At 56.2% G+C, this 12,391-nt stretch carries 11 protein-coding genes; 3 read left to right on the plus strand and 8 right to left on the minus strand.

Going from position 1 to position 12,391, the window contains the following annotated elements; translation table 11 throughout:
• Positions 1 to 47: 47 nt before the first annotated feature.
• Positions 48 to 1,376 (minus strand): TRAP transporter large permease subunit, encoded by a 1,329-nt coding sequence (locus WEB54_RS11210; RefSeq protein WP_368055240.1) that lies wholly within the window; start codon positions 1,374 to 1,376, stop codon positions 48 to 50.
• A complete protein-coding gene (locus WEB54_RS11215) occupies positions 1,376 to 1,882 on the minus strand; it encodes a TRAP transporter small permease subunit (protein ID WP_368055238.1) in 507 nt (168 codons plus the stop codon). The genes WEB54_RS11210 and WEB54_RS11215 overlap by 1 nt, the downstream gene beginning before the upstream one ends.
• A 197-nt stretch (positions 1,883 to 2,079) precedes the next feature.
• Between WEB54_RS11215 and WEB54_RS11220 the strand changes: the two genes are divergently transcribed.
• On the plus strand, positions 2,080 to 3,078 hold the full coding sequence (locus WEB54_RS11220; protein WP_368055236.1) for a MurR/RpiR family transcriptional regulator: 999 nt from the start codon (positions 2,080 to 2,082) through the stop codon (positions 3,076 to 3,078).
• Here the strand turns inward: WEB54_RS11220 and WEB54_RS11225 are convergent.
• The 5 genes from WEB54_RS11225 to WEB54_RS11245 all read right to left on the minus strand — a co-directional run bounded on the left by WEB54_RS11225 (position 3,075) and on the right by WEB54_RS11245 (position 9,118).
• Positions 3,075 to 3,932, minus strand: coding sequence for a PA4780 family RIO1-like protein kinase (locus tag WEB54_RS11225; protein ID WP_368055234.1), 858 nt, complete (start codon positions 3,930 to 3,932; stop codon positions 3,075 to 3,077). The genes WEB54_RS11220 and WEB54_RS11225 overlap by 4 nt on opposite strands.
• Positions 3,933 to 3,999: 67 nt before the next feature.
• Entirely contained in the window at positions 4,000 to 5,205 is a 1,206-nt protein-coding gene (locus tag WEB54_RS11230) for an NAD(P)/FAD-dependent oxidoreductase (RefSeq protein ID WP_368055232.1), read from the minus strand.
• A 276-nt stretch (positions 5,206 to 5,481) separates the two neighbouring features.
• A complete protein-coding gene (arfB, locus tag WEB54_RS11235; protein WP_368055230.1) occupies positions 5,482 to 5,895 on the minus strand; it encodes an alternative ribosome rescue aminoacyl-tRNA hydrolase ArfB in 414 nt (137 codons plus the stop codon).
• Between the two features lie 194 nt (positions 5,896 to 6,089).
• Positions 6,090 to 7,985, minus strand: a complete 1,896-nt coding sequence (locus tag WEB54_RS11240) for a propionyl-CoA synthetase (RefSeq protein ID WP_368055691.1) — start codon at positions 7,983 to 7,985, stop codon at positions 6,090 to 6,092.
• A 209-nt stretch (positions 7,986 to 8,194) separates the two neighbouring features.
• Positions 8,195 to 9,118: a DMT family transporter gene (locus WEB54_RS11245; protein ID WP_368055693.1), complete on the minus strand. Its 924-nt coding sequence runs from the start codon at positions 9,116 to 9,118 to the stop codon at positions 8,195 to 8,197.
• A 229-nt stretch (positions 9,119 to 9,347) separates the two neighbouring features.
• On the opposite strand from WEB54_RS11245, the gene WEB54_RS11250 reads away from it, so the two are divergent.
• Entirely contained in the window at positions 9,348 to 10,547 is a 1,200-nt protein-coding gene (locus WEB54_RS11250) for a multidrug effflux MFS transporter (RefSeq protein WP_368055695.1), read from the plus strand.
• Positions 10,544 to 11,650, plus strand: a complete 1,107-nt coding sequence (locus tag WEB54_RS11255; protein ID WP_368055697.1) for a PLP-dependent aminotransferase family protein — start codon at positions 10,544 to 10,546, stop codon at positions 11,648 to 11,650. Before WEB54_RS11250 ends, WEB54_RS11255 begins: the two co-directional genes overlap by 4 nt.
• A 16-nt stretch (positions 11,651 to 11,666) precedes the next feature.
• Here WEB54_RS11255 and msrA read toward each other — a convergent pair whose 3' ends face one another.
• Positions 11,667 to 12,287 (minus strand): peptide-methionine (S)-S-oxide reductase MsrA, encoded by a 621-nt coding sequence (gene msrA, locus WEB54_RS11260; RefSeq protein ID WP_368055699.1) that lies wholly within the window; start codon positions 12,285 to 12,287, stop codon positions 11,667 to 11,669.
• Between the last annotated feature and the right edge of the window lie 104 nt (positions 12,288 to 12,391).

The following is a 12,391-nucleotide window of genomic DNA, read 5'->3' on the forward strand; positions in this document are numbered from 1 at the left end:
TTCCCTCTTTCCAGTTGAAGCAGAGGTTGCACCAGTGCAGCCTCCAATCAGCGGTTGTAAAGGGTCTCGGGTAACCAGAGTGCTATTTGAGGAAAGATCATCACTATGATTAACCCGAGAATCATTACACCCACAAACGGAATTATGGATCGGTAAATGTCACTCAGCGTTACGTCATCCGGTGCCATGGCACGCATTAAAAACAGATTGTAGCCAAAGGGCGGTGTCATGTAGGCAATCTGACAGGTTATGGTGTAAAGCACGCCATACCAGATCAAATCGAATTCCAGCATACTGACGATCGGCACGTAGAGCGGTGCCACGATGACCAGCATGGCGGTATCATCCAAAAAAGTACCCATCAGGATGAAACTCAACTGCATCAGGATCAGAATTTCCCAGCGTCCCAGCCCGAGGTTATCCATAAACAGATTGCGCACAAAATCGACGGCTCTCAGGCCGTCGAAGACGGCACCGAAGGCAAGCGCAGCCAGGATAATCCACAGGAACATACAGCTGATGGCGAGTGTATTGCGGCTACAGATTTCCAGAACGCGCCAGCTCATCCGGCCTTTAAAAACTGAAACAGCCGTCGCCGCCAGAGCGCCAATAACCGAGCTTTCTACAAGACGCGTATAACCCATCACAAAGGGCACCATCATCAAGGCGAAAATACCGAGCGGCATCAGGCCAGCCATCAGCAACCGGTATTTTTCGCCTCGACCAATGCTTTGGCGATCTTCATCGGAAATGGGCGGACCCAATTCCGGGTTCAACTTGCAGCGCAACCAGATATAGATGATAAACAGTGTCGCCAGCAGCAGCCCGGGGAACACACCGGCCAGCCAGAGCTGACCGACCGGCTGGCGAGCAATCATCGCGTACAGCACCATGACGACCGAAGGGGGGACCAGAATACCAAGGCTGGCCCCGGCCTGAATAACGCCAGTAACCATGCGTTTATCGTAGGAGCGCTTCAGCAGTTCGGGCAGTGCAATGGTGGCGCCGATGGCCATACCCGCTACCGACAAACCATTCATGGCAGAAATAAGCACCATCAGCAAAATGGTACCGATGGCCAGGCCTCCCGGTACCGGCCCGAACCAGACATGAAACATGCGATACAGATCATCGGCCAGGCGCGACTCCGACATAACGTAACCCATGAAAATAAACATGGGCAACGTCAGTAGCGGATACCAGTTCATGACTTTAATGGTTTGGGCAAAGGCGAGGTCATAGCCACCCCGGTCGCCCCACAAAAAGACCGCGGCGATCACAGCCACGAAGCCAATAACACCAAACATGCGTTGGCCGGTCAGCATCATGATCAGCATGGAACCAAACATCAGCGCGGCAATCAGATCGTAGGACATCAGAGCTCCACCTTTCTCAGCCGGGCAATATCGCGGATAAAAAAGGCGGTGCATTGCAGGATCATCAGCACGATGCCCATGACCATGACAATTTTTACCGGCGCCATGTAGGGGCGCCACAAACCGCGTCGGCGTTCCGAGTATTCGAGGGCGTAGAGGGTACTTTCAATGCCTCCCCAGAGCAGGATACCGAGGTAAATTACCAGCATAAGAATGGTCACCGCATCGACCGCAGCTTTGGTACGATCGGACCAGCGACTGTACAACAGATCCATACGCACGGCCGAACCCAGTTGCAGTGCATAGGCACCACCCAGCATGAAATACCCCATTAACAAAAACTGGGCCATTTCATCTGTCCAGATCTGGGGTTGCCAGCCAGCCCGCGCGATGGCGCCCCACAGCAGGATGCCCATCAGCGCAAACAACGAGACCATGGCCACCCGGCCGACGCCATAATTCAGGCGTTCCACCCAGCGCACATAGACAATCAGGAAGCGAGGCATGACCTAACTCCCGGGTCATAACAGGGTATCGTCTCGATGTGAGCCCGCAGGTACCCGGCTGTGCCGGTCTCGGTACAGGCATCGGCGTTCAGCATTAGACTGTCCTTCCCTATACAACAATAAAACCAGTCTCTGACGCTCTCCCCATCTTGTCAATATTTTTTCAGATTTGATGTTTCTGTTACAAATCAAACAAAATGAGTAAACTTCAACCAGGCATCAAGATGCACCGACTTGGGCTGCGCTGGCCAAAGGCGCACTGGTTTGAGACAGTCTGCCGCCGGGCACGCCCCTTCTTCACCCTGCTTCAGAGACCTGACCGCATGACGCTGCAACCGCACACCATTGAAACCCAACTACGCACTGCCCTGCCCAAGCTGACACGGGCTGAACGGCAGGTGGCCACTTACATGCTGGGCAATTTCCCGCTGACGGTGCTTGGCTCGGTGGCTTCAGTGGCCCGGGCGGCCGGGGTGTCCAACCCGACGGTCGTGCGTCTGGTGCAAAAACTGGGTTTTGCGGGCTATCCGGATTTTCAGGCGGGGCTGCATGAGGAGCTTAGCGAAACGCTGGCGTCGCCACTGACCAAACACGACAAATGGGCCGATGTGTATCCGGGTGCCCATATCCTGAACCACTTTGCCGACAAGTTGGTTGATAATCTGAATGCCACTCTGAGTCAGATCGACCAAAGCAGCTTTGACGCCACGACCGAACTCCTCTCCGACTCCGGGCGCCGTATTTATACACTGGGTGGGCGTCTAACCCAGACCATTGCAGACTATTTCGCAACGGCACTTAAGGTGATGCGGGGTGACGTGGCCATCTTGTCTTCCATGCCCAATACCTGGCCGACCGCCTTGCTGGACATGTGTGATGGCGACGTACTGGTAGCCTTCGATGTACGCCGCTATGAACCGGCAGTGGTACAACTGGTAGAGCTGGCCCGGGAACAGGGGGTTGAGATCGTGTTGATTACCGACCGCTGGGTATCTCCCGCTGCGGCCCATGCACGCTACACCATGCCATGCCATATTGAAGCGCCGTCAGCCTGGGATTCACTGACGCCGCTGATGGCACTGGTCGAGGCATTATTGGCAGGCGTTCAGGAGCGGCGCTGGGAAGAAACCAGCGCGCGGTTAAAACGAATAGAAGGGTTGTATGAGCGAACTCGGTTATTTAAACGACCGCGTTAGTCATCCAGATCCTCGGCATTCTCCCAGCCCTTGCGTTCTTCCTCTTCGGCCAGAATTGAGGCAATTTCACCCAATACGCCATCAACGTCGGCGACTGTTTCATCGATGTCAAAGTGACCGGTTAATTCCGTCTCTTCGCTCAGTTCCCCCGCCTCATACAACGCCCATAGTTCTTCGGCGTAGTGAGTCTGATTCAGTTCAGGGGCAAACTGACCATAATAGCGGGTCATGTTATCGACATCGCGTTTCAGCATGCTCTGCGCGTTGTTGTTGGCAGCCGCGTCAACGGCTTGCGGTAAATCGATAATGACCGGGCCGTAGGCGTCGACCAGCACATTGAATTCAGACAAGTCGCCGTGAATCAGACCTTCGTTCAACATCAGTTTGACGTAGTCCATCATGGTGGCGTGATCTTCCCGTGCCTGTTCGGGCGTCAGCACAACTTCATCCAGCCGTGGGGCTACATTGCCGTCATCATCAGTCACCAGTTCCATGATCATAACGCCGTCGATGCAGCCAAACGGTTCCGGTACCCGAACGCCCGCACCGGCAAGCCGGTACAAAGCATCCACCTCAGCATTTTGCCAGGTTTCTTCCTGTTGCTTGCGCCCAAAGCGGGAGCCTTTTTCCATGGCACGGGCACGACGGGTGCTGCGAACCTTGCGACCTTCGGTGTAGGTGGCTGCCTGTTTAAAGCTGCGCTTTTTCGCGTCTTTATAGACTTTGGCACACCGAACCTCATCGCCACACCGAACAACAAACACGGCGGCTTCCTTGCCACTCATCAACGCACTGAGCACTTCATCTATAACGCCATCCTCAATCAGAGGTTGCAGGCGTGCGGGGGCTTTCATTCAGTTATGTTCCTCTTCCAATCCTGTATGGTTGTTTCTATGTGCGGAGCTTGCGCGATCTGTGCATTCAAAGATGCTGCGCCGCGCAATGACCGCTGGCCCAGGCCCACTGAAAATTGTAGCCGCCCAGCCAGCCGGTGACGTCCAGAACCTCACCAATAAAGTAGAGCCCCGGAACTGACTTCGCCTCAAAGGTTTTTGACGATACGTCATCAGTACTGACGCCACCCCGGGTGACTTCAGCTGTCCGGTAACCCTCTGTACCGGCGGGGACCAGAGACCAGCGATGCAATACCTGGCCCAGCGCTTCGGTATCAGCTTTGCTTAAATTCGCCAACGCGGTGCTACCCAGGGCGCTGACCGCCGGATGATGGTCCAGCCAGGCCTGCACAAACCGCTTGGGCAACATCTGCGCCAGGGCGTTTTTGAGTTCCCCTTTGCGGCCCTCGTTGCGCCATTGTGCCAGACAATCAGCAATGGACACGTCTGGCAAAAAGTCGATTTCGATCGGTTCGCCCGGCATCCAATAATTGGAGATCTGCAACATGGCGGGTCCGCTGAGGCCTTTATGGGTAAAGAGCATCGCCTCACGAAACCGGCTATCGCCACAGGAGACGCTGACCGGTAAAGCCACCCCGGCCAGAGATTGGGCCAGCGCCAATAGCTCACCAGACAGCGTAAAGGGCACCAGAGACGCATCCCGGCGCACGACCTTCAGACCAAATTGCTCGGCAATCTGATAGCCAAAGCCAGTTGCTCCCATGGTGGGAATCGACAGACCTCCGGTTGCTACCACCAAAGAAGGCGACGCGACCAGCCCCTCGGAGGTCATCAATTGATACCGGGAGTCCGGTTTTTCAGCCTGGTAATCAATTGACTCAACCTGGCACTGGGTGCGAATCTCAACGCCAGCCGCTTCGCACTCGGCCAGTAGAATAGCCAGAATATCCTTTGAAGACCGGTCACAGAACAATTGCCCCAGCGTCTTCTCATGAAACGACAGATCGTATTTTTGCACCAGTGACAAAAAATCGTAGGGCGTGTAACGCTTCAGCGCCGATACGCAAAAATGCGGATTGTGCGAGATAAAATGAGAGGGTTCCACCTGATAATTGGTGAAATTGCACCGGCCACCACCGGACATCAGAATTTTCTTGCCAACCTTCTTGGTATGCTCAAGCACCAGCATACGTTTACCCCGATGACCCGCTACAGCGGCGCACATCAGGCCGGCGGCTCCGCCACCGATGATAACTCCATCGTACTGCTGCATATCAGATCTGAGATTCCCTTAGGGCCTGAACTTTGGTTGAGCCCGAGTGTATCACAGCCCCGTACCCGGCGATGCGGTAGCAACTACTACCCACTGGTCCCGTCCGCCACCCTTGGCACCATAGAGGGCGTCATCGAATCAGGCTGTTCAGCGATTGGGGTGGTCGATGTCATCAAGCATCACTCTGGGCATTGCCAACTGCGGGGACAAACGGTGTTAACAGTATGATCGTTTACTGAGCCGCTCGCAAAACCAATTACCCTAATCGCTGGGGCCTCAGGGCTCAACTTTGCCGCGCATGGCCTTGGTTTTACCGCGTTGAACCTTGTTTTCAACCCGTCGACGTTGCGACCCTTTGGTTGGCTTGGTTGGCCTTCTTGCCTTGTCCTGTTTCACTGCATTGCGAATCAACTCTGCCAGTCGTTGCAATGCATCTTCCTTGTTCTTTTCAAAGGTGCGGAAGCGCTGTGCCTTAATAACGATAACGCCTTCCCGGGTAATACGACGGTCCGACAACGCCAGCAGACGTTCTTTATAGAAGTCGGGCAAAGCGGTTTTGGGCACATCACAGCGCAAATGCACGGCTGAGGCGACCTTATTGACGTTCTGACCACCGGCACCCTGAGCCCGAATCTGGATGATCTCAATTTCCCAGTCGGCCAGTGACACGGCATTGGATAGTTGCAGCATAGTTGCCTTGAATTGAATAACAGATCGACCGGTGCGATCAAACCACAGGGGTACCGTGCCCGGCAACCCCAACCCGAACGCCATCCACTCAGCTATGCAGCAGCGGTACTTCGGTCACCAGAAAATCGACAGCGGCGCGTATATGAGGAATCGGATAACGGGGTTTTCTGGTACTATCTAACCGTGTTCATCCGTCAATCACTCAGACGTTCGCGAATCTCATCCAGAATGGCCGGGTCGTCGATGGTCGAGGGAACCTGCAATTCTTCGCCATTAACCATCTGGCGCAGGGTTTTGCGCAGTATTTTACCGGAACGGGTCTTCGGTAACCGATCGACAACCAGCGACTGATTAAAACAGGCTAAGGCGCCGATCTGCTGTCGTACCGAAGCGACCAGCTCCGCCTTTAAGGCGTCTTCATCGCCCACGAAGCCGTCTTTCAGTACTACCATGGCAAGCGGCAACTCGCCTTTCAATTCATCGTGAACGCCAAAGACAGCGCATTCGGCAACGGCCGGGTGAGCCGCAACAATCTCCTCCATCTCGCCGGTAGAAAGCCGGTGACCGGCTACGTTGATCACATCATCCAGGCGGCCCATCACGAAAAGGTACCCGCCCTCATCCCGGTAGCCGCCGTCGCCAGACAAATAGTACCCCGGATATTGCGCCAGATAGCCCGACCTGAAACGGTCGCTGTCGCGCCAGATAGTCGGCAGACACCCCGGCGGCATCGGTAACCGTATGGCGACCGCACCCTGCTGGTTGACATCACAGGGTTCTCCGTAGGCATCCAGTATCTCGACCTGAAAGCCCGGTGTCGGCAACGTCGCCGAACCGGCCTTGACCGGCATCTGCTCTATACCCACCGGGTTACAGGCAATGGCCCAGCCGGTCTCTGTTTGCCACCAGTGATCGAGCACCGGTAACCCGGTCTTTTCGACCAGCCAGTCGTAGGTCGGCGGGTCGAGGCGCTCTCCGGCCAGAAACAGTTTTTGCAAACTCGACGTATCGTATTGGGCCATCAGGGCGGCGTCGGGATCTTCTTTTCTGACCGCCCGAAACGCAGTAGGCGCGGTAAAGAGCGCCGCCACTTTATGGTCGGCGACCATCCGCCAGAACGCACCGGCATCCGGCGTTTTAACCGGCTTACCCTCATACAGTACCGTGGTGCAGCCAAAGATCAGCGGGGCGTAGACAATGTAGGAATGTCCGACCACCCAGCCGACGTCAGAAGCGGCCCAGAAAACCTCGCCAGGGCTCATGCCATAGACGACTTCCATGCTGTAATGCATGGCCACCGCATGGCCACCGTTATCGCGCACCACGCCCTTGGGCTTGCCCGTGGTGCCCGAGGTATACAGCACATAAAGCGGGTCAGTCGCCTTTACCGCAACCGGATCCGCGGGTTCAGCCATCGTCAGTGCTTCGTCCCAGTCCAGATCCCGCCCGGTCTGCATTGATGCGACCACCTGCGGCCGTTGCAGAATCAGCGTCGAAGCGGGTTTGTGACGAGCCTCGTTCAGTGCAGCATCCAGAATAGGCTTGTATTCGATGACCCGGTTGACTTCGATGCCACAAGACGCCGAAATCACCACCGTCGGCTCGGCATCATCAATACGCACCGCCAGTTCATGGGCGGCAAACCCACCGAACACGACCGAATGCACAGCCCCGAGGCGGGCACAGGCCAACATGGCCATGACAGTTTCCGGCACCATGGGCATGTAAATCACGACCCGGTCACCCTTGCCCACACCCAAGCCCCGCAACACACCGGCAACCCGCGCGGTCGCATCCCGCAATTCAAGGTAGGTAAAGCGTTTCACGGTTGCGGTGACCGGCGAATCATAAACCAGCGCCACCTGCTCGCCCCGGCCAGCATCAATCTGTGCATCCAATGCCAGATAGGCGGTATTGAGCTCACCATCGGCAAACCAGCGATACAGCCCTTCCTGATCAAGGCTGGCTCCCTGAGTCGGAGCCTTGTACCAGTCGATGCGTTTGCTTTGCGCCAGCCAAAAAGCATCCGGGTCGTTCACACTGGCCTGATATTCAGAAAAATAATCGAGAACAGCGGGCGTCTGGGTCATAGGTTCACCATTGTTGTTGGCGTACGTTCCGTGTGCGTTGCCAGGAAGCCGTGCCAGCAGCCAGCACTAATCGCGTTCATAGCTTCAACACTTTGATAAAAACTATGCGCCGAATGACCCTCGGATCCCATTAGACATTGGGCGTAAAACGATCAGAGTTAGACTCGGTCGGAATCTGGAAAAAATGACGTTGGAAAAGGTGAAGGGTATTACTGTTTTGAAGCTCTATTTTGTTGTTGCTGGCTGCAGCCATATACCATCAGCCCCAGAGTACAGAGCGCGATGGCGCCCCATTGCAAGGTATCGGGCCATTCGTTCAGAACGGGGATGGCCAGCAAAGCAGCACTGGCGGGCACAAAGGCCATAAACAGCGAACTGGTCATCGAGCCCAGCTCGCGAATCACGAAGCCGAGCAGAAATAACGCCAGTACACTGACGATGATACCCTGGTAAACCACTTGCAGCAGTACATCGTTCAGGGGCGCTTCCGGTAAAACATGCGGCATCAGCCACCAGATGGGAATAAACATCAAACCGTTGATCCAGGGCACCCAGACCAGAATATCGCGGGTGCTGACTTGCCAGGCTTTTATGGCCGTCATGTAGATCGACATCATCCAGGCGGCAGAAAACAACAGCAGCAGGCCTGCCACAGGAACCGAATGATGCACCAGTGTTGGCCCTACCATCAGTCCATTGGCAACGACTACCAGAGCAACGCCCACCCAGGCACCTGCTCGAAAGCGTTGTTTCAATAACACGATCGCCAACAATCCACTGATCACCGGCAGACTGCCATTGACCAGCACACCCGCCTGAGCCGCCGGGCTCAGTTGCAGACCGTAAAAACTGAGCAGGGTATAGGGAAAGCCACAACCCAGGGCGACGACCAGCGCCCGGCCCCACTGCGCACTCCGCCAGGGGTAGGTCAGTGCCCAGGGCAGCGTGCACAGTGCCGCGGTGACGTAGCGTAATAAGGTGATGTCAGCCGGGGTCAGCACGGTTTGCACGCCCAGCCGCGACAACACCAGCCAGCCAGACCAGATGGCAATGACGGCCAAACCACCGAGCAGAGCCAGGCCAGTTTTGGGCGTTGACGGGGTGATTGTGAATGCAGTGCTGGAAGTCGACATTCGAGTTCGTCTTAACCGTGTTTGAGTGAGCTGGAGATTAACGGTTCCCGCCCGGGTCCGCCAGTCTACCCTCCTTCTCTACCTTAGAATGTAGCCCGATCTGAACACTGCGACCCGATTTGGTTACCTTTGGAACCCGGCGCTGGCCCGCCAAATTCTGTATGATCGGTCATCTTTTGCAGGTAACTCCCAAACGACCCTGCAGTACGACCCCAACTAACAGGTTCGCATGAAAACCACGCTGCAATTTTCAATTCTGCTTGCTGCCACCATGGCCCTCGGCCCGCTGGCCATCGACGCCTATTTGCCCGCCTTCCCGGTGATCGCCGAAGACCTGGGTGTCAGCCAGAATCAGGTCTCTCTTACTCTAAGCCTGTATCTGTTTGGTCTTGCCCTGGGCCTAATCATCGGCGGCCCCTTATCAGACCGGTATGGCCGGGCGCCGGTGTTGCTTACCGGGCTCGGTGTTTACGCTATCAGCGCCATCGCCATCGGCCAAAGCACCGATGTGCAGTGGATGATTCTCTGGCGGCTGACTCAGGCCTTCGGTGGTGGCTGGATCGCCGTCAGCGTGCCGGCACTGGTACGCGACACCGCCCGGGGCCGGGATGCAGCGCGGCTGTTTTCGCTGATTGCTCTGATCATGTTCATTGCTCCAGCTATCGCTCCCTCCCTCGGTTCGATTCTGCTGTGGATTGGCCGTTGGCCGCTGATTTTCTACTTCCTGTCGGTCTACGCCGTCGGCGTGGGTATATTGATGTGGTTTCGCCTTTTGCGCCATCAGCCGCGGAAAACCGGGGCCAAAGAACCGGTTTCGCGGTTGCTGACCAATTATCTGGCCGTGCTGCGCCACCCCATGGCCTGGCGACACATCGTGATTCAGTCTCTGGCGTTCAGCACAGTGATGCTGTTTGTCACCCACGCTTCGTTTATGTACCAGACCTGGTTTGGCTTGAACAACGCCCAGTTTTCCATCGCGTTTGCCTCTGGCGTGGTCTGCATGGGCGTTTTAGGCACCCTGAACCGGCGTCTGTTGCTGAGTTATTCGCCGGTGCTGTTGCTTAAAATCGCTCTGGTGATTCAGGTCGGGGCTTTGTTGCTGATGAATCTGTTCCTGGGCATCAATAATCAGAGTCTCTGGGCTTTCCTGCCGATGATGATTCTGGTTGGCGGCACCATTGGTGCCATTGCCCCGAATAACCAATCGGCTTATCTCGAACACTTTGGTCGACTCAGCGGTACAGCCAGCGCCCTGATCGGTGCGGCCCAGTTCATTGTCGCCGGCACCATCAGCACCGCCTCCACCTGGATCGTTGATGGCTCCATTCAGCGCATCGCGCTGGCCATGTTCGTCTGCTCCCTGCTGGCAACTCTGAGTGGCCTGTCACTGGCAAACCACCCAGCCCCGTCAGACGAGCCCGCTGCATGACCTGGCAAACCGCGCAACTAATGCCCACTGCTGATCGCATTGATCTTGGCATTGGCCAACCCGATCCGGCTCTGCTTCCCGCGGACCTATTTGAGCAGTCCTGTGTCGATGCTTCAGTTCTGGCCTATGGAACCGAAGCGGGCGACGAGCGTTTTCGGTACGCACTGGCGCACTGGTTGAATCAGCGCCAGGCCCGGCCGACCAGTCCCGAACACCTGATGATTACCACCGGCTCTTCCAACGCGCTCGACATGATCTGCACCCGGTTCAGCCAACCCGGCGATACGGTGCTGGTGGAAGACCCCACCTATTTTATCGCCCGCAAACAATTGGCCGACCATGGCCTCACCGCTGTGGCGGTGCCAATGGATCAGGGCGGTGTCGATATTCTGGAACTGGCGGCGTTGATAGAGCAGCACAAGCCAGCTTTCTTTTACACCATTCCCACCTTTCACAACCCAACCGGTATAACCCAGAGTGCTGAACGCAGAGCGCAGCTGGTCTCGCTCGCACGGGATACCGGTTGCCCGGTGGTGGCCGATGAGGTGTATCAGTATCTGCATTATGCCGAGCCACCGCCTGACTCGCTGGCAAGCCTGGATGAACGGGCGCCGGTGTTGTCGATCGGCTCCTTTGCCAAGCTTCTGGCGCCTGGCTTGCGGCTGGGCTGGATCCAGGGATCGTCGGAGATTCTGGTTCCATTGACTGGTAGTGCCTTGCTGGCAAGCGGTGGTGGTCTGGCTCCGGTTACGTCCAGCCTGGTCAGGCCTTTACTTGAAGATGGTCGATTTGATCAACACCTGGTGCGATTAACAGAGGTCTATCGGCGTCGGCTAGCAACACTGGTGGCGGGATTGACGGATCATCTGGGAGAACGTATTAGATTTACCGTACCCACGGGCGGCTATTTTATTTGGGCAAACTGGCTGAACGGCGCGGATACTGAAGCGATGCTGCCTCAGGCGCATCAGCTCGGCACAGGCTTTCAACCCGGTGGCAAGTTCTCAGCCTCGCCCGGCCAGGCCAGCGCCATGCGGTTGTGTTTCGCTTTTTACGACGAAGCACAACTGACCGAGGCCTGTGTAAGGCTGAGTAAACTCTGAAAATCTGAATCAGCCACTACAGCGGACAAACAGCTCCAGTGCCTTTGAGACCGCAGTACCCGTTGGGGTTTTTCAGCAAATACTGCTGATGGTAGGTCTCGGCATAGTAAAACGGCGGCACCGGGCCTATGTCTGTGGTAATCCTGCCTTTACTCTGCGCTTTCAAAGCTTTTTCAAACGCCTCACGCGTCTGTTCTACAACAACCAATTGCTCTTCTGAGCCATAAATGGCCGAACGGTACTGAGTACCAATATCGTTACCCTGACGCATGCCCTGGGTCGGGTCGTGCGCTTCCCAGAATGCTTTCAACAGGGCCGCCAGCGACACCTGCCTGGGGTCATACACCACGCGCACGGCCTCGGTATGACCGGTAAGGCCGGAACAAACCTCTTCATAGGTCGGGTTCGGTGTCAGACCACCGGCATACCCAACCGCCGTGTTGCGCACACCAGGCAATGTCCAGAAATGGCGCTCTGCGCCCCAGAAGCAGCCCATGGCGAGAATGATCTCTTCGCAGCCATCGGGCGTGTCACGCATGTCAGTGTCAAAAACGGCGTGCTGATAATCGACAGGTAACGGCGTCTCCCGACCGGGCAGCGCTGAGCTGGCGGCGGGTAATTCGGTGGATCTGGCCATGGTGGTCTCCTTAATGATTGCACCCTAAATGAGCGCCAACTATAGTGAATTCAATGGGAAATGATTATCCATTTACTTTTTCCCGCCTCAGCCGATAACCGGAA

Source organism: Saccharospirillum sp., assembly GCF_040881935.1.
In the GTDB taxonomy this organism is placed as follows: domain Bacteria; phylum Pseudomonadota; class Gammaproteobacteria; order Pseudomonadales; family Natronospirillaceae; genus Saccharospirillum.

Bases quoted from the DNA above. Each gene is read 5' to 3' on its own strand.
- WEB54_RS11210 (WP_368055240.1), bottom strand. From the start codon at position 1,376: ATGTCCTACGATCTGATTGCCGCGCTGATGTTTGGTTCCATGCTGATC.
- msrA (WP_368055699.1), bottom strand. From the start codon at position 12,287: ATGGCCAGATCCACCGAATTACCCGCCGCCAGCTCAGCGCTGCCCGGT.
- WEB54_RS11240 (WP_368055691.1), bottom strand. From the start codon at position 7,985: ATGACCCAGACGCCCGCTGTTCTCGATTATTTTTCTGAATATCAGGCC.
- arfB (WP_368055230.1), bottom strand. From the start codon at position 5,895: ATGCTGCAACTATCCAATGCCGTGTCACTGGCCGACTGGGAAATTGAG.
- WEB54_RS11230 (WP_368055232.1), bottom strand. From the start codon at position 5,205: ATGCAGCAGTACGATGGAGTTATCATCGGTGGCGGAGCCGCCGGCCTG.
- WEB54_RS11215 (WP_368055238.1), bottom strand. From the start codon at position 1,882: ATGCCTCGCTTCCTGATTGTCTATGTGCGCTGGGTGGAACGCCTGAAT.
- WEB54_RS11220 (WP_368055236.1), top strand. From the start codon at position 2,080: ATGAGTAAACTTCAACCAGGCATCAAGATGCACCGACTTGGGCTGCGC.
- WEB54_RS11255 (WP_368055697.1), top strand. From the start codon at position 10,544: ATGACCTGGCAAACCGCGCAACTAATGCCCACTGCTGATCGCATTGAT.
- WEB54_RS11245 (WP_368055693.1), bottom strand. From the start codon at position 9,118: ATGTCGACTTCCAGCACTGCATTCACAATCACCCCGTCAACGCCCAAA.
- WEB54_RS11250 (WP_368055695.1), top strand. From the start codon at position 9,348: ATGAAAACCACGCTGCAATTTTCAATTCTGCTTGCTGCCACCATGGCC.
- WEB54_RS11225 (WP_368055234.1), bottom strand. From the start codon at position 3,932: ATGAAAGCCCCCGCACGCCTGCAACCTCTGATTGAGGATGGCGTTATA.